General features: G+C 42.2%; 13 protein-coding genes. 1 reads left to right on the top strand and 12 read right to left on the bottom strand.

Going from position 1 to position 17,239, the window contains the following annotated elements; translation table 11 throughout:
• Window positions 1-251: 251 nt before the first annotated feature.
• The 9 genes from NST58_RS17010 to NST58_RS16970 form a co-directional block, all read right to left on the bottom strand.
• On the bottom strand, window positions 252-1,460 hold the full coding sequence (locus NST58_RS17010) for an SGNH/GDSL hydrolase family protein (protein WP_076126551.1): 1,209 nt from the start codon (window positions 1,458-1,460) through the stop codon (window positions 252-254).
• Between the two features lie 17 nt (window positions 1,461-1,477).
• Complete coding sequence (locus NST58_RS17005) at window positions 1,478-3,709, bottom strand: FAD-dependent oxidoreductase (protein WP_339243596.1); 2,232 nt, start codon at window positions 3,707-3,709, stop codon at window positions 1,478-1,480.
• Window positions 3,710-3,793: 84 nt separating this feature from the next.
• Complete coding sequence (locus NST58_RS17000; protein ID WP_339243594.1) at window positions 3,794-5,419, bottom strand: response regulator; 1,626 nt, start codon at window positions 5,417-5,419, stop codon at window positions 3,794-3,796.
• Entirely contained in the window at window positions 5,416-7,155 is a 1,740-nt protein-coding gene (locus NST58_RS16995; protein WP_339243592.1) for a histidine kinase, read from the bottom strand. Before NST58_RS16995 ends, NST58_RS17000 begins: the two co-directional genes overlap by 4 nt.
• 190 nt (window positions 7,156-7,345) lie before the next feature.
• Window positions 7,346-8,932, bottom strand: coding sequence for an extracellular solute-binding protein (locus NST58_RS16990; RefSeq protein WP_036677074.1), 1,587 nt, complete (start codon window positions 8,930-8,932; stop codon window positions 7,346-7,348).
• Between the two features lie 66 nt (window positions 8,933-8,998).
• On the bottom strand, window positions 8,999-9,868 hold the full coding sequence (locus NST58_RS16985; RefSeq protein WP_036677077.1) for a carbohydrate ABC transporter permease: 870 nt from the start codon (window positions 9,866-9,868) through the stop codon (window positions 8,999-9,001).
• Window positions 9,869-9,881: 13 nt separating this feature from the next.
• A complete protein-coding gene (locus NST58_RS16980) occupies window positions 9,882-10,829 on the bottom strand; it encodes an ABC transporter permease subunit (protein ID WP_339243590.1) in 948 nt (315 codons plus the stop codon).
• Window positions 10,830-11,192: 363 nt separating this feature from the next.
• Window positions 11,193-11,774, bottom strand: a complete 582-nt coding sequence (locus NST58_RS16975; RefSeq protein ID WP_076126541.1) for a TetR/AcrR family transcriptional regulator — start codon at window positions 11,772-11,774, stop codon at window positions 11,193-11,195.
• Window positions 11,775-11,865: 91 nt separating this feature from the next.
• Window positions 11,866-12,876, bottom strand: a complete 1,011-nt coding sequence (locus NST58_RS16970; RefSeq protein ID WP_339243589.1) for a fumarylacetoacetate hydrolase family protein — start codon at window positions 12,874-12,876, stop codon at window positions 11,866-11,868.
• A gap of 166 nt (window positions 12,877-13,042) precedes the next feature.
• On the opposite strand from NST58_RS16970, the gene NST58_RS16965 reads away from it, so the two are divergent.
• Window positions 13,043-14,065: an MBL fold metallo-hydrolase gene (locus tag NST58_RS16965; protein WP_076184895.1), complete on the top strand. Its 1,023-nt coding sequence runs from the start codon at window positions 13,043-13,045 to the stop codon at window positions 14,063-14,065.
• A 201-nt stretch (window positions 14,066-14,266) separates the two neighbouring features.
• Here NST58_RS16965 and NST58_RS16960 read toward each other — a convergent pair whose 3' ends face one another.
• The 3 genes from NST58_RS16960 to NST58_RS16950 all read right to left on the bottom strand — a co-directional run bounded on the left by NST58_RS16960 (window position 14,267) and on the right by NST58_RS16950 (window position 16,870).
• On the bottom strand, window positions 14,267-15,091 hold the full coding sequence (locus NST58_RS16960) for a hypothetical protein (protein WP_076184896.1): 825 nt from the start codon (window positions 15,089-15,091) through the stop codon (window positions 14,267-14,269).
• A gap of 85 nt (window positions 15,092-15,176) precedes the next feature.
• Window positions 15,177-15,770: an RNA polymerase sigma factor gene (locus tag NST58_RS16955; protein WP_076184897.1), complete on the bottom strand. Its 594-nt coding sequence runs from the start codon at window positions 15,768-15,770 to the stop codon at window positions 15,177-15,179.
• A 224-nt stretch (window positions 15,771-15,994) separates the two neighbouring features.
• Window positions 15,995-16,870: a stalk domain-containing protein gene (locus tag NST58_RS16950; RefSeq protein ID WP_339243586.1), complete on the bottom strand. Its 876-nt coding sequence runs from the start codon at window positions 16,868-16,870 to the stop codon at window positions 15,995-15,997.
• Between the last annotated feature and the right edge of the window lie 369 nt (window positions 16,871-17,239).

The raw sequence follows: 17,239 nt of genomic DNA, 5'->3' as shown, positions 1-17,239 counted from the left end.
AAAACCCTCCTTTGTTCGAAGATCATAAAGAAGCAATCAGCCGTATTCTTCTGGCTAATCCCGCTCCGTCGTTTTTATCATAGCATGTCACATCACTGTGAAATTTCTTTGATTTCAAGAATTTCTTATAAGATTTTAAGCAAGAAGAAACGACATTGTCTTCCTTTAAAAAGAGACCTACATCATAACTGGCCGCTCAACTGCAGTCAGTATGATATAGGTCTTTCAATTGGAGAAAACCTTATGATTAATTATAATGGCGGCTGCACCAATAACAACTTTCCAAGCTGGATCACCGTTTGATCATACCAATCTGGATGCTGCCGAACATGCTCAATACTTCGTTCATTGCCGCATGCCTCAAATACAGCCGCTTTGTCTGTCTTTTCGGTATCGACTTCGAAGCGCACCGTATGTTTCCCATTCGGGAGCTCCGGCAAGAATACATACTGATTACGATTATGATCGTTGTGTAGTGTGAATCGATCGACAATAAAGGGTTCCCCACCATCCACCGACACCTTCAATCTGCCAGAATCAGGCCCCCCGATATCGAATAACCCGATATGGGTTCCCTCGAACTGCACCGTAATAGCCTCTCCAGGATCGACTGCTCGCCACAGGCCGGGGAACAACCAATTGTACTCGCGTACTAAAGCACAATCATCGGGAGTCATGTAAGACCATCCTGCGGAAAAATCGGTAAGACTATCCAATGACAGCATGCTCGCATATTCCCAAGGATTAGCCGGGACCAACGGATTCTGAGGTAAGTGATGTACTGACCTTCCTGGATGATCCTGAAGTTCTCTAATTTTCTCAAATGACCGGGTGATCGTATCCGTGTAAATCTGATGTCCTTCGGGAATAGTCGGATGGATCGAATCATGTGTAAAAACAACGGCTCCGGAAATGGACACGTCTTCCCTTGAGGTGAAAACGAGTTTTCCCTCCGACACCAAGTGACTGACCGCTACGCCCAGATGAATCGAAGGAATACCGTAATAGTCGGCCACTTCCTCTTGCATTAGAGCCCCCTTCTGGTATTCTCCAGACTGAAATAAGGCCACATCCCGCTCCTTCAGCGTATAAACGAACAGGATATCAGTAAACCGGCTCCGCTTGCGGATCTGACGGACAATCCCTTCGATCCGCGCCTTGGATTCGGGATCTCCGCCATCATTACCGACAAATTCAACAAATACTAGATCAGGTCGATGACGCAGTACATCTGTCTCCAAACGGGCACAGCCCAAATCCGATCCTGTCCCATCAATGCCTGCATTCACAGAGCGGATATCCGCCTTAGGATATTGCTTACGAAGCCAATCCGCCGTCATAACCCTGTAGCCTTCAGAACGTGTATTACTGCCGCCGAAATAGACGATTGTTACGGTATCCCCATTTTCCAATTTTTGAATTATATTGGGGAGCCCTTTACGAGGGAATAATTCCTTCATCGTGACTTCACCTGTCCTCATTTATCGATTTTAGGAGCAAACAATTTTACAGCAAACACTTCAAAATAAGGCGAACCATAAGTTGCGCAGAAATTAATCCGGATTCGGGTTACACCGTTCGCATTTATCTTATGTTTATTCAACGTGAGATAATTTCCACGAGTTATGATTGTCCTCTCGGTTCCGTCTTCTAAGGTCAAGGTCATATCATAATCTTGGATAAGGGACTCAATCGGGTCGTTGAAATGCTCCAAATCCAGCTGCGAATTAAAAACAAGATGGATTTCGTCCAGATTTTTGGGGCTTGCAAAACAGAATTCCAACCATTCCTGTCCTTCCGAATGTTCAGAAATCCAGCCATTCGGTTGGCCATAAGGTCTGGAGTAGCCATTGACAACATTCTCAGGACTATACATATTCTGAGCTGGCACCAGGTCCTTAAAGCAAATGCTTTTATTGAATTTCTTCAGCCTGGACGGCTCTTCCGGCCTATAGTGGAAGCTGACCGCTCCTGTCAATTTCTCTTCATTACCGTATATGGCAAGGCTCGCCGTGCCCTCCAATATGATGTAGATTTTGTCGTCAGCCGGTTTCTTGCAGTCCAAGTCTAGCGTAATCCAGTCGTCATGACCGGCTGTAATAACCAAGTGGTAGTCTCTCAACTCGCTGGTTGGAATGTAGTTTTCCTTTCGTTCCCCGCCAAAAAGCTTCACATGTAGAGTTTCCGAATGCTTGGAGCTATTTTTAATTTTGAACCGTACGCTTTCAGCCACGGATGTCTGAATCGGCAAGACCAAACATAACCCTTTCTCCAAGGAAATCTCTTCGGTTGGATGAAGATTGTCATAGCTGCGCTGAGACGAGGCACGAATAGTTAATCCGTCAGCGAAGTAAGGATCCAATTCCTCTTGAAGGCCTACAATGGTTTGTCCGTCTCGAAGCAATAGCGCCTGCAGCTCCCCCATATGAGCTTCGACTATAGCCGCAGGGTCTACCTCATATTTTGAGCACAACGAAGCAGCTGTTCCAACCGCCTGCCCCATACAACCGCAGGTTGCCATAACCCTTGTAGATCCGAAAGCCACATGGGTAGCACTTATATTGCGACCAGCGAACATGAGATTAGGAATATTTCGTGAATATAAACTGCGGAAAGGGATATTGTACAATCCAGGCACGAAATTCCAAGCTGTAGCCGGTCCCTCATCGTAGATGCCCTTATTAGCATGTAAATCCATATACCATCCACCGACGGATACAGCATCTTCGAAATGCGGCTTTGCTGTGAGATCGTTCTGAGACAACATGTGATGCCCAATAAACCGCCTCGACTCCCGCTTTCCCGGGATCGGGCATACATAATCCAAAATGAGATTGTCTACATCATCAAATTCACCGCTATTTTTGAGATAATCCCAAATCCCGTATACCAATTTCCGCAGCTCCAACGCGATGTCTTCATTATTTTTGATAATATCCATATGTCCGCCGTATTCCAGCCACCACAATCCGCCAAGCCCGTTGATTTTTCTTGGAAAAGCCCGATGGTTTAAGCCTTTTCTGATACTATCGAAAAAGGCCAACTTCGTAATATCATACGCAAAGCCAGGTCTTTTGTATGGAACGGAATATCCTACGTCACGGGCTTGAAACAGGATCGTATCGCCCATGGTGTAATGGTCCGCCACTTCAGGAGCCAATTCTTCCTTGTATTCATGTTTCGCTTCTCTCCCCCATCGGAAGAGAGCACCTGCCTGATATCCGACAACTCCATCTCCAGAGCAATCGATATAGGTTCGGCTTTCAAAACGGAATTTCCTTTCGGAAGCCAATTGAAGGCCCTCCACCCATTTAATTCTGCCGTTCTCCATGCCCGTCTCATGCACGCATGTATTCAGAAATAGAGAAATGTTAGGCTCAGCATAGACCATATCCAACAAGACCGTATCCGAAAGCGAAAGCATCAGCTTCTTGTTGTATAACGGATTATAGTGGAAAATCTTCAACTTGAGTTCTTCCACCAACCCTCCTTCGCGTGCATAATAGGATGGACTGTTTCCGAGATATGCCGACCCGTTGATATGAACCCTGACCTCGCTGCTTGCATTTCCCCCAAGAACCGGTCGATCATTAATAAGTGACACTTGCAGCCCTTGGCGTGCGGCAGCAATAGCAGCGCATATCCCAGCAATACCTCCGCCGACGACGGTTACATCTGCTTTAATAAGCTCCATTTTGATAACCTCCATGATTAGATCCTTCTATCATGGTAATCCTTTTGCTTCCTTTTTTTTTACATGATTTCGCGAAAAAATCACACATTTTTTGCAACCTTAATTGGATTCATACCGTGTCATTTTTATCCGATATTGCTTAGGAGTATCACCCGTATATTCTTTAAATAATTTACAAAAATAACCTTCATTCACAATTCCTACTTCCTCACACAATTCCAATATAGAATAATCCTGAACATTTAACAGCTCGAGAGCTAATTGGATTTTTTTACGATTGATGTAGCTGATAACACCTTCGTTCATTGTTTTTTTGAATAAGCTGCTAAAATACGATGGAGCTAAATTCACTTCCTCGGCAATCGCCTCGAGCGTTAATCGCTGTTTCAGGTTTTTCTCTATAAACCGCATAGCACTCATGATTTCTATACGATGTAAAAGTTGGCCAGCGTGTACATATTCGAAGGTAAAGTCGCCAATATAGGCAAGCTGCTCCCGAAAAGCTAAAAATTCTATGGGAAACTCTGCTACTTCCGTGGCCAACTTGTTCCCCGATTTAAACTTCACAATAATGTCTCTGTACAAGTCTCTTAACATAGGCGCCATGATGGACTTATGGATTTTATGGTCCGTAACAAATTGGTTCAGATCAGCAAATGCTTTCTCCAGCTCTTCCTTGGAAACCTTTCTTTTCACCCCAGCAAGAAAATCAGCCAATTTCTGCTGAAATTCTTCTTTTCTGTCATTATGGTAATGGAACCGATGCATGGGTGTTTTTACTACTTTCTCTGAATGATAATAGAAATCATCACTCACATTTTGTGCTTCCGTGTAAGCTTGTTTGATGGATTCCCAGCCTCGGTGCGGACCTCCAAAAGCGACGGATACCCTTTGATTCAAATATTGATGCAAATGGGAGACGATCTGCCCCCCCAATGTCTGGCAATCATATTCCGTTTCCAGATCACTACGATTATTTTCCCAGGATAGAAAGCCAATAAAACGATTATCGGATAGATCCGCAGCTACACCACTGCCACCATTCATCACCGTTTCTTCGATTATATTTGTAATCGCATACCTCAATATGTTCTGATCAGACGCTGAATAATCATTTCGGAAACTTTCATACATATTCATTTCGACAATAAAGCAGCGATAGTTGGCTTGAAAGAAATGGAACTGCATACGATTGGCAAAATCTGATGCCCGATGAGAAGGGATTTCGCCTCTGATAAGCTCGTTAAAAAATTGCTTGCGGACTCTATATTTATTTTCAAGCACGGATACGTTTAAAGATTGAAATTCCGCTTCTTTTTTCTTAACTTCATTTAAAATCCCGGCTGCCTTATCTAAAGCTCGATCCAAATCCGCATCTCTGAGCGGAACCTTAACAATGTACTCCAATACGTTGGCTTGAATAGCTCTCTGGGCGTATTCAAAGGATGAATAAGCGGTCAAAAGAATGAATTGGGTATGGGGAAGCTTTGGCTTTAGCTGCTCAATCATGGAAATCCCATCCATTCGCGGCATGACGATATCAGATATTACGATATCCGGCTTAAGCTTTACGATCTCCTCTATCCCCTTCAGCCCATTATTCGCTTTTCCCACTAAATGAAATCGCTTATCCCTAAGGGAGCGCTCGTGAAAAAACAATTCCAATCTCTGAATGATTAGATCTTCATCGTCAACAATGAAGCAGGTGTAGTCTCTCATCATCATGCATCTCCTTTAAACAAGCCTGCTGGGAATAAGGCGCGAACCCGGGTTATTTCCTTAGGTATGCTTATGATTTGGAGCCCGAACTGTTCTCCGTAGTGAAGTCTGATTCGGTCATGAATATTGTTTAACCCGATTCTTTTCCTTTTCAATTCCACATCCCCCGGTTCTGAAATTAAAATATGCTTTATTTTATCAGTTGGAATTCCCTCGCCCTGATCAACTACTTCTATGATGACGTTGCCACCCTCCCTGTACGCATGAATAGTAATAGGGCCTTCGATCCCCCCTCCGTTATAACCATGGAAGATACTATTCTCCACAAGGGGTTGCAACAGCATTCGAAAAACCGGAAAATCTATTAGCCCTGCTTCGATATTTTCGATTAATTGGAAGTTTCGGTTATAGCGGATGTTCTGGATCGCGATATAGTCTGATACATTTTGCAATTCCTGACGCAGTGATACCTTCTCCGAAGCGTCGGCTATCCCATATTCCAATATTGAAATGAGAGACTCGATCACCACATCTACTTTCTCTATTTGTCCGAGTCGTATGACATTGCTGATAGAACCAAGCGTGTTATACAGAAAATGAGGGTTTATTTGAGACTGCAGCACTTGAATTTCCAGCTTTCGTTCAAGTTCGTTATGAAGCTCTGCTCCCCGAATCAGTTCCACAATTTGCTGCAGCATACGATCGAATGCTCGGGAGAGATCTCCAAACTCATCATTTCGGTTAATCGATATTGTAGTTGTGAGGGAGCCTTGCTCCACCCGCTTCATTTTTGTTTTGAGTGCATAGAGCGGGTTCCTTATATATTTGGCAATAAAGAAGGAAACGAACAGACTTAAGAGAAAACCAGCAGCTAGAAGCTCGATATAATAGGTTTCCAATCTGGATAAAGCAGCTTTCAAGCGTGATTCATCGTTGATTGAGATGATGGTCCAGTTGAATTTTTCAGTCGGTTTTTTTAGAAGGGAGACTTGAATCCCCTCCTTGGTGTGCAGTTGAAGGTTTGTTTCTGTAGTATCCAGAATTTCTTCTGCTGACGTTTCACCGATTGAAAAAGTATGATCTTGAACATTCAGGGGGCCTTTATTTTCCGAAAATCCGGCAATGATTTTTCCCGATGCGGTGATTAGAGCCAGATTCATTTGTTCTTTTTTATTAATCTTGAACAAGGTATCTTCAATGGCATTTAGATCTAAATCTACTGCAATGGCCATAGGAAACGGAGCACTGTTCAGATATCGGACCATCGTAACTGTCCAGCCGGAATATTTAGATTTGTAAGGATCACTGACAAATGTAATCCTTCTATTCTTGTCAGCTGCATCAAACAATGGTTCTCTTTCAGCTAAAGGTTCATCAAATATTCGGGTAGGTGTACTTCCGCCTAGAATAGATAAATCGCTTTTGATCAAATAAATATTACTGACGTAATTACTGTTGAGTTCATAGAGCTCTCTTAATTGCTTTTTAATCACGTCCGGATTGTCAATGTTGGCTTTCACCGATGACTCGACCGAGAACAGCATCGTCTGGAAGGAGGAAAAATTAACTGTGAAATACTGATCAATCTTATCAAGTATTTGGTTGGTGTAATAAATGTCAGAGGTTCTTATTTCCTTTTGGACATAACGATAAGACAATTGGCTTATCAAGATTATGCAGCTTAATACAAATGCAAATACGATAAAAAATAGTTTTAAAGGCAAGCTGATTCTTCTTCGCATCGATCATCTTCCTTTTAAATCTGTAATAAACAAATAATAGCATATGATAAGAAGAAACGCCTTCGGCGTCCTTTTTAAGGACGATAAGCGTTTCTTCGAAAAATAGAAGGATTAAGTATAAAGTAAAACTTATACTTTCTTATATTTCAATAAAGAGAGGGGCTAATTATAGCCGCTCTCTTCGTTTGATTTACTTGATTAAGCCTGCTTCTTTAAATTGCTTGATTACTGAATCTTTATACTTCTGCATGTCAAACTTAGTTTCCAATGTATTGAGGAAATTATCCCAGTTCGAAAGAGGCTCTTTGCCAGTCATAAATTTGACCAAGCTTTCATTAATGTAGCGTTGGCGGTCAGCAGCCAATGAATCGTTCGGGTCTTCAGTCAATAAATTCCCGGGCAACGTAGCCGCCACGTATTTCTGATTGTTCTCAAAAGCTTCTGCCGTCTTCGGATTTTGGAAGCTGAAGTACTCAGCATCATCACCACGACGCGGCATTCTATAATGATCGACCCATAAGTACTTTTCTTTCATTTCCTTTGATAATTCGGAGGTTTTATTTTTGATCTTGCCGTCTACCAAATCCCAATGAATCCCTTTAATTCCGTATGCAAAATTCGGATAGGCTTCTTTGTCCGTAAAGAGATAATTCAGCATGGACAAGATCCGAATGATTTTGTCCTTATCCGCTTTCTTGGATATGGCCCATGAATTGCCTTGGAACGATTTTCTCTCTACAATTTGATCACCATAAGGACCTGTCATTGGAGGAATGACGATCCATTCCGGCACCTCTCCACTGATTTCTTTCATTTTTTGCTGATAATCTGGTTCCAGCCTGCGGGCATCTCTTATCATGAAGCCAACTTTACCCTTAAATAGCTTTTGGTCCAATAAATCGGGAGTATTCATCGTCACCCAGTCTGGATCTACAACTTTAGCTTCCATCATTTTATTGATATAAGCGAGTGCTTCTTTCATTTTTGGGTCGGTAAACAGGAACACTGGTTCATTGTCTTTCACATCAATGGCTGAGGGAGGATTGACACCAAACATCCACATCAAACTATCGAAGCCATAGGTTTGCAGATTGCCTTCTTTATTCATACCGCCTATGAATCCGTACGTATCATTTTTACCATTGCCGTCCGGGTCTTTCTCTGTAAAGGCTTTCATAACTTCAAATAGCTCGTCAGGTGTTGTTGGCACTTCCATATTCAGCTTTTTCAGCCAATCATTACGGATAAAGAAGCTTCGACTAATACCGTTTACATTATCATAACCTGGAACTCCAATGGTTTTTCCCTGATAGGACATCGCCTCCCAGGAGTCGTTGCTAAAACGTTTCTGCAATTCAGGAAATTGATCCAGATACGGTGTCAAATCCGCAAGAACGCCTTGGTCATAATATTGCGCGAGATCAGCCCGGCTCTTCAAAAAGATCAAATCTGGAATATCTCCGCCAGCAATGAGCGTATTTAATTTAGTCGTTGCTTGCCCTGATTGAGGAATCATCATTTCCAAGTCGATATTTACTGCTTTCTCCAACATTTGGCGTTGGATATCTTCTTCACGGGGAGGAATCGGAGCAGCAGCATTGAAAGTTCCTTGGTTAAACATCGAAATTTTCAATTTGGTTTCAAAGGGACTAGACTGGCCTTGTGAATTACCCGAAGCTGTCGATGTAACCTCTTTTTGTTCCCCACAGCCTGACAATACTGTTCCCACACCGACCATTGCTGTCAGAATAGCAAATGTAATCGCTTTACGTTGCATAATGACCTCTCCTTTGCTTCTATATTATCACGGTTTCCCCGTAACAACTCAGGTTGGAATATCTTTTTAACCTTTAACCGATCCCAAGAGCACACCTTTGGTAAAATGCTTTTGCATAAATGGGTAAACGATCAAAATCGGAACTGTAGTTACGACAACTGCTGCCATTTGTATAGCGAACGTACTAACAGCTCCGGTATTGGCAAGCGAATCAGCACTTTGTGTTGCGACGTTAAGCAGGATGTTGCGCAAGATCACTTGAAGCGGCATTAAGTTGGAATCATTGATATAAACAATAGCATCGAAGTAACTGTTCCAATGCCCGACTGCGTAAAATAATGAAATTGTGGAAAGGACGGGCAAGGACAGAGGTAAAATGATCCGCCATAACGACTGAAGTTCACTTGCACCGTCTACCCTCGCTGATTCCTCGATTTCAGCAGGCAATTGCTCGAAAAAGCCTTTAATGATCACCAGATTAAATGCACTAATGAGATTTGGAATGATCAATACCCACGGACTGTTTAGCAATCCCAGAGAGCGGACTAGTAAATAAGTCGGAATTAATCCTCCTCCAAACATCATGGTAAAGACAATGAATAGTAAAAATGGGCTGCGACCCGGCAAATATTTTTTGGATAACGGATATGCCGCGATTACCGTAAAGAACACATTGAGAGCAGTGCCTACAATCGTTCGAAACAATGTGATTTTATACGCCTGCCCAATACCATGAGAAATGAATACTTCTTTATAGGCTAGAAAGGTAAAGGTTTCTGGTATAATAACAATTCCTCTTCTTAGCACTTCCGATTCTGGCGTTACTGAAACAGCAACCACATATAGAAAGGGTAATAAGCAAAGTAGAGCTAGCAAAATAAGAATAAAATAAACGAATGCTTGCCAGACCTTTTCTCCGATTGTCAGATTGATCATTTTGATAACCACCTCACCAAATTTGCCCATCGAATTTTTTGGCGAGCTTATTCGCTGCCAACACTAAAACAAATCCGATGACCGCTTTAAATAATCCCACAGCAGTAGCCAAGCCAATCTTAAGTCGCTCGAGCCCTTCACGGTATACCCATGTGTCGATAATGTCGATCTTCTCCTGATTAAAGCTGTTGGCAAACATGAATATTTGGTCAAAACCAGCATCCAGAATATGGCTTAATTTAAGGATCAGCATCAGAATCATCACGCCTCGAATGCCGGGAAGTGTTACATGCCATAGCTGTCTCCACTTGGAAGCGCCATCAATTCTAGCCGCTTCATATAAGCTTGGATCGATTCCTGCTAATGCTGCAAGGTACAATATCGCTCCCCATCCAATATCCTTCCATATTTCAGATAAGATGATCAGCAGTCTGCCCCAGGCAGGTTCCGTTAGGAATGAGATGGGTTCAACTCCAGTTTCCTTCAATATCATGTTAAAAAGACCATCCCCTGGGGCTAATAATGCCACCATCATTCCATAAACAATGACCCATGATAGAAAGTGGGGTAAATAAGTGATCGTTTGAACGATTTTCTTAAACCATTGGGTATAAACTTCATTGAGCAGCAAAGCAAGTATGATAGGAGCTGAGAAACCGAACAACAGCTTATACAGGGATATGATAATCGTATTTCTCATGATGTCCCAGAAATAAACGCCGTTCATAAAATCTGTAAAATTTCTAAATCCCACCCATGGGCTATCCCATAGTCCCAAAGCCAGATTATAGTTTTTAAAGGCAATAATGATTCCCGCCATAGGAATGTATTTGAATACGGCAAAGTAAACTAATGCCGGGAACAAGAGAGCGTACATCACTTTATACTTTTTTAACGTCCTTATCCATGAGTTCCGCTTTTTGGGGAGGGGAATGGCGTCCGCTGCCAATTTTGCTTGCATATCATCACCTCGTCTTTATTTGTATTTGTATAATAGCATCCCCCTATTGGATAAATTTCTGTAATTTCAAGAATTTCTTATAAGATATTAAGTAAGTACAGCCCTGGATAATTCCAATGCAATAGGCATGATTGTCTTGCATTTAAGCTCGTACAATAACTCTGACTCGAAAGTTTGGGTATAGACTAAATACAATCCTGAGTCCCCAAAAAAAAAAGCCCCTAAAAAAATTGGGCTTAATTAATGGTCAGTTTCTATATAATGCATCCACGTATTTTATTTTCCATTACTAAAAATAATCACCACATCATCAACCGTCGCTGCATGCTCTTCCATTAGATGAATGGGATAAATCAATAATGCTTATGACTGGGCTAAAATTCCTTTAACAAACAATGAGACACTATGCTTGTAGAACTCTTCCTCGGTGACGAATTGGGATTGATATTGCCGGTGAATCAGCTCGCTCATCTGAAATCCGTAGCACATCGAGAGAAAAGACATTGCGACAAGACGCTCATCCTGTCTGGCGATAACTTTTTTCTTCTGCAATCGTTCAAAATATTCAACCAGCAAGGAGTGAAGCTTCGCCGGCGGATCCGCGAGCACTCTGTCTAATTCGGGAAGCATTCCTTTGTCGCGGATGCCAATCAAAATGATGTCAGCATTTTTATGGAAAAACAAACGGTACTGCTGACTTACATTCAGCAGATCGACTTCCGGATTATCGGTCGCTTCCTCTTTTAACAGCTTCTCAAATTGCGGAATATCCGAATGTCTTTCAATGATGGCTTCCAATATGCCTTGCTTGCTTCCAAATTGCCGAAAAATCGTAGATTCATTGACTTTAGCTTCCGTTGCAATGGCTTTGGTGCTTACTCCTCTATAGCCATTCTTTTTGATGAGCTGTGTCGCGGCTTCAATGATTCTGTCTGAAGTTTGCATTGTAGTTCTCCTTTTGCATATGTTAATCCTATTCTACTACAAGTTCTGCATATGCAGCAGGGTCGGGGTTCATCATTTTGATAAACGTTTTTTAAGGCAAATCGCTTCTTTTTTCCCAGCGGCTTGGTTCCGTAATCTTGACATGATCAGGCACCAATTGCGTGAGCGTGCCTAATTTATCAAATGTAATCTGGATTCGGTCAGAGGGCAACAGCCATTCTTCGGTCTCGATTGCGCAGCAATCCGGTATCGTCCCCATTCCTATAATCGTGCCCGGGAGCGGCGTGAAAACTTTGAGAACCTCCTCCATCACTTTTGCAGGGTGTGCAGCATACTCGGATGTGCTCCCCTTCCAGTGCAGTCTCTCCCCGATGCATACATTCACATCCAGTACCAGCGGATTGTCGATTTCATCCGGCGTAACCAGAAATGGCCCTATGCCTTTGCTGCGATCAAAATCTTTGCAGCGCGTCGGTCCGGTCAGCCCCTGGAAATCCGGCCATTGCACATCGCGGACAGTACTGTCATTAAAAATAACATAACCTGCAATGCAGTTCTCCATCCCTGTAACAAAGGCCAGCTCCGGCTCAATATCCAGGTAGGAAGAGTACGAAGGCCAATGAATCGTATCTCCATCGCCAATTAATGCATTATGGTTACATTTGTAATAACTGAAAGTTACTTTATTCGGATCTTGCTGGAATTTTTCAGCGATTTTTTGTTTAAGCTCTTCTCTTTCCGGCCCTGTATATTCTCTTTGCAGCAGATTTACGCCAGCATTTCTCAGATGTCTTGGCGTCAGCCCGAAATCGATAAGCGCAGCCGGATTTGGAACTGGCGGCAGCAGTTTTACCGTTACAATCGGGCAGATTTCATTTTCATTAAATTGATGCGACTGTTCGACAGCATATTGCATCAATTCCTTAGCGGCATCATAACTTGCCGGCAAATAATGAAGATAGCTGTCCATACTTTCAAGGCTGTCAACGAATGTTCCCTGCTTTTTCATGATTGCGGCAAAAGACACGACAAATTTCTCGTTAATTACAAGCCCAAACAAAGGTTCCTGGGATATTTTGGTTTGAAAGGTTACTAGCTTCATGTTGCAGCGCCTCCATACATGTAGTGTGATGTTGTTCTGTTACTATCATATCGCACAGCATAAATGCATGCAAGTACTTGCTTGCATTTATGTTTTCCGTTCTCTATAATAAAGCCATAGTCAGTATGCCTTACCCCAAAAACATATACGAAAAAGGAGAATTTTCATGAAGTATGGACGTATTATCCAAAAACCTCGCGTTAAATTTATTGAAGTCGCAGATGGCGTTTTTGCCGGTATTTCGCCGTATCGCGGGATCAGTTGGGCCAATGCCGGGTTCATCAACAAGGGTGAAGGGCTGGTGTATGACACGTTCTTCGATTTGTTCCATGCGCGGGAAATGAGAGAGGCTTTTATGGAAGTAAGCAACGGCGGCTCTCCCGCATATGTGGTGAACTCGCACTATAACAGCGACCATGCCTGGGGAAACAAAGTGTTTGAAGATGCTTGCATTATTATGCACAAGGAAGCCTCCAGAGAGCGTCTCACCGAAAATATCACCTGGATGGACAGCGTCATCAGAAGAGGAAAGGATTCTACGGAATCGACTCCGGGCGAGCGATTTTTTGCAGCGGAATTTGAAGGATTCGACCTGGAAGGCGTAGAATGGGTGCTCCCGAATATTGAGATAAAGGATGATATCAACATCCGTCTTGGCGATACGGAAGTTATGATTTACAGCGTAGCTCCAGCCCACTCTGATAGTGACTTGCTGTTGTGGATGCCAAAAGAAAAAGTGCTGTTCGCTGGCGATGTCGTGTTTAATGGTTGTACGGCATACAGCGAAGAAGGAACCCTCAATTGGGTTAAAGTGCTTGATCGCATTATTGATGAAATTAAACCCGAAATCGTTGTTCCAGGGCATGGCGCCATTTGCGGTTTGGATTTCGTGAAGGAACAGAGAGACTACCTCTTGAACCTGATCAGCGAGTTCAACAAGCATTACAATGACGAAATCGATTCCTTGTCTCTGACCAAGCAAATGCATATTTCCCGCTTCCTTCATTGGATTCAGCCAGAACGCTTGTATGTTACAGTGGATATCCTATTGAAAAGCAAACGAGGGTTACCACCCTTTCCAATTTGGAACGAGGTGCCTGCTAAGCTGGAAGACATGAAAGCTTTTTTGGCTGGAAAATATGGCAATCAGATCAAGCCATGGGACCCTATGAGTGTTTGGCAAGAATAGCAATTTACAGCTAACCTATGAAAAACAAAAAAACGGCCCTGTCGCAAATGATGCGAACAGCGGCCGTTCTTTTGCATTGTTCCACGGAATTAAAATCGGTGCTTAGAAACGATTATGATAAAAAATGAAGAAGGACTATGGTTTACTAGAGGGGAATCCCCCCAATTGGATAGGAGGAGATTCCCGTTGTTGTTGTATTTATTATTCCAAATAGCCTTCGGCAAGTTTCATTAGGGTTTCTTTGCTTACTTTATTTAGGTCACCCCGTAAAGTATAGGCGTATTTCACCTTTTTGTCTGGGCTCTCGTATACCCATTTCAGCTCGTGCGTCTGCGAAGGAGCAAATTCTGTATGCAGCATTTCTACTCCCTTCACTTGAACCATCTCCTGCTTAAATTCAACCTTCTCGTCAATATACATTGTAGGATCGCTCTTTCCACTCAGATTAGTGATATCAACCCCGATTTTATCTTCGCCATTTTGATACGTAGCAAAGAGAAGGAAAAACTGATCTGTCATTTCAACCGGCATCATGGCATATCCCTGATTGGATTCTTCCGCCTGCCTTCTCAGCTTTTCTGCCATTTTCTTTTTTTCTTCCGAAGAAGGAGGATTCACTTCCTGAGCATTTTTAAAGATTACGTCCGCCTTTTGGAATGTATAATTTCCATTGATGTTGTCTGCGATCTTAATGGATTTATCCGTAATCTTATCGCGCAATTGAGATGGATCATGGAAGATCGTCAACTTTGTTCCAAGATCTGTTTGATGATTCGGGTTATTGGCAACCATATAGAACAGCCCAGCTTCCCCGTTCTTAAGCACCTTTTCCTTCAGTTCAAAAAATGCCTTGAACCGCGCTGCCTCATCTTTCGTTTCTGTTTTTACGTAATCATTTGTAGATTTAGTTTCATATACGACTTTGCCATCTTTATTGGTCAAAGAATGATATTGAACTGCCGCATAACCCGTGGAGGCCATTAACATCATCCCTAGACACGCAGTCAGAACAACTTTATATTTCATAAAAAACCTCTCCTTTTCTTTTGGCTTAGCATGTAATATTCTCATTACTTTTCCTGTCAAGTCGGCGTCGGGAATGCGCGGGTCATCAAACAGTTTTTTCAAATCCCGATCCCTGTCCATATTCATACACTCCCACTCCCTTCACTTGCGCATAATACTTTCGAAATTTTGCAGATGTACGTTCGTACCTTTTACGAAGGCTGGCGCTGTTTTTACCGAGAATCAATCCAATCTCCTGATAGCTTTTATCCTCGACACAACGTAAGATTAACAAATTACGCTCTTCCGCCGATAATTTTGCCATGGCCTGATGTACGGATTCATCAAAATAGTTGGCTTCAATATGCAAATCGACTTCATTATTTTCTTTCTCATCTTGGTAAAAGAAAGGCAAATATTTCACCAACTTTCGCTTACGGATGATGTCGATACATTGATGGTAGGCAATCTTGTATACCCAGGCGCCAAAATCCATCTGATATTGGGTATATTTTTTCAAGGTGCGGAAGGTCTTCAAAAATACCTCCTGTGCGTTTTCCTCGGCTTCGGCATAATTGCCCAGCATGTGATAACAGTAGAGAAAAATCGGCTTTTGATAAATCTCCATGATTTTCTCGAATTGTTCTGTGTTCCCATCCAACACATCTGCAATGATCTGATTTAACTCCGTATCATTCAAGCTGTCTCCCCCCCTTTCACTCTATACAACGAAGAGCTCAACCTAAAATGTGACTGCAATAAAAATCTCAAGAATAAATCTTCTTTATTAACCCCTCGTTTTTTAGCATCTCCCCTGGCACATATTGCTTTTCAAACTTTAATATTAATAAACATAACAAAGAAGCCCTTCTTGTGAGGGCTTTCTTTGTTTTTCTTACTCAAATATCAGGAGCCTATGAATAATTATTGAGGTTGAAAATCTGAGAACCCTGAGATTAGTACCCTCAACCCCTTGCTGACGCTATCGACCTTCCATACACCATTCGTAAATACGAGAGTGATCGTACGATCCTCGGCATATTGATCTTCTCCTGTTAGACCATTTGCCAATATAACCGATTGCGCAAGCGTGGCTAAAGTCTTGTTAATGTATACTGGCGACGAGGCAGGCGATTCATAGGTACTAGCTGTATTCAAGCCTTTATTTTGAACGATAGACTTAATTAATTTATCGGTAAAGTACGGTTTGAAGTAGGAACTAATATTTTTAATTGAAGAGATATCAGCTGCTTGATTTAATTTATCGGAGAGTTGTTTTAACCGTGGATCCATAATTTTCTGCTTATCAGAGATTTGAATAGATTGTTGCTCCATGTTGACTACGAGTTCCTTACCCCCCAATGTTATGGTCGCCTGCTTAGACTGTTGGTTCCATAAGACATTTGCACCTAGCGATTGACCGACAAAGCGTAGCGGAACATAGGTTGTTCCTTTAATGACCTGCGTGGCAGTATCTATATCAATATATTCCCGGTGCGGAATATCCGGGTTATCTGTAGTCGGTGGTGATTCAATAATTGCGCGTTTGAAATTTGCAGCAAGCCAGAGGGTCGTGTCTCCATTTTTAATCTTTACTTCTTTCTCCGTTTGAAACCATTCCACACTTGCGCCTAAATTTTCTGAAACAGCTCGTAACGGAATGAGAACTCGACCGTTGTTAATTTGGCCGTTATTTATGATCGTAGGTTTGGATGTATCCGCTGCAAAGCTATACACCGGTATTACTGGAAGCACAAGTAAAGCTGAGGCAAATAAGGAAATCATCAATTTTTTCTTCATAATAAAACCTCCCATAATAGATTTATCTTAATAATAGAAGTTTTCCTTTCTTATTTTGTTTGAGTTGTTTGAATACCCAAATTGTTATAAGTTTATCCAATATTTATACACTATTACATGCAACGAATCTAGAGAAACTTCCATACTATTAATGAGCTGTAGCGTAAGCGATGCTGTATCTCAGAATCGCGTCCGTAGAAACATCAACAAATTGCCGAAAGCTTTAAGCGCTTTATTTGACTTGAAAGATTTAAGTACATCCAATGCGCTAGTTGAGAAGCACTGTCCGGGCCGGCGTTCGAGAATAAACCTGTTCATCAAGTCCTGCCGATCAATCTTTAAGTTCATATGACCACTCCGTTATATGAC

This window comes from Paenibacillus sp. FSL R10-2796 (assembly GCF_037965315.1).
In the GTDB taxonomy this organism is placed as follows: Bacteria; Bacillota; Bacilli; order Paenibacillales; family Paenibacillaceae; genus Paenibacillus_AQ; species Paenibacillus_AQ odorifer.
The sequence above is the reverse complement of the archived record's forward strand: the minus strand, read 5'-3'. Positions and strand labels throughout refer to the sequence as shown.

What these genes read in the sequence shown, in the direction of transcription:
- NST58_RS17010 (WP_076126551.1), bottom strand. Translation starts at nt 1,460, where the DNA reads ATGAAGGAATTATTCCCTCGTAAAGGGCTCCCCAATATAATTCAAAAA.
- NST58_RS17005 (WP_339243596.1), bottom strand. Translation starts at nt 3,709, where the DNA reads ATGGAGGTTATCAAAATGGAGCTTATTAAAGCAGATGTAACCGTCGTC.
- NST58_RS17000 (WP_339243594.1), bottom strand. Translation starts at nt 5,419, where the DNA reads ATGATGATGAGAGACTACACCTGCTTCATTGTTGACGATGAAGATCTA.
- NST58_RS16995 (WP_339243592.1), bottom strand. Translation starts at nt 7,155, where the DNA reads ATGCGAAGAAGAATCAGCTTGCCTTTAAAACTATTTTTTATCGTATTT.
- NST58_RS16990 (WP_036677074.1), bottom strand. Translation starts at nt 8,932, where the DNA reads ATGCAACGTAAAGCGATTACATTTGCTATTCTGACAGCAATGGTCGGT.
- NST58_RS16985 (WP_036677077.1), bottom strand. Translation starts at nt 9,868, where the DNA reads ATGATCAATCTGACAATCGGAGAAAAGGTCTGGCAAGCATTCGTTTAT.
- NST58_RS16980 (WP_339243590.1), bottom strand. Translation starts at nt 10,829, where the DNA reads ATGCAAGCAAAATTGGCAGCGGACGCCATTCCCCTCCCCAAAAAGCGG.
- NST58_RS16975 (WP_076126541.1), bottom strand. Translation starts at nt 11,774, where the DNA reads ATGCAAACTTCAGACAGAATCATTGAAGCCGCGACACAGCTCATCAAA.
- NST58_RS16970 (WP_339243589.1), bottom strand. Translation starts at nt 12,876, where the DNA reads ATGAAGCTAGTAACCTTTCAAACCAAAATATCCCAGGAACCTTTGTTT.
- NST58_RS16965 (WP_076184895.1), top strand. Translation starts at nt 13,043, where the DNA reads ATGAAGTATGGACGTATTATCCAAAAACCTCGCGTTAAATTTATTGAA.
- NST58_RS16960 (WP_076184896.1), bottom strand. Translation starts at nt 15,091, where the DNA reads ATGAAATATAAAGTTGTTCTGACTGCGTGTCTAGGGATGATGTTAATG.
- NST58_RS16950 (WP_339243586.1), bottom strand. Translation starts at nt 16,870, where the DNA reads ATGAAGAAAAAATTGATGATTTCCTTATTTGCCTCAGCTTTACTTGTG.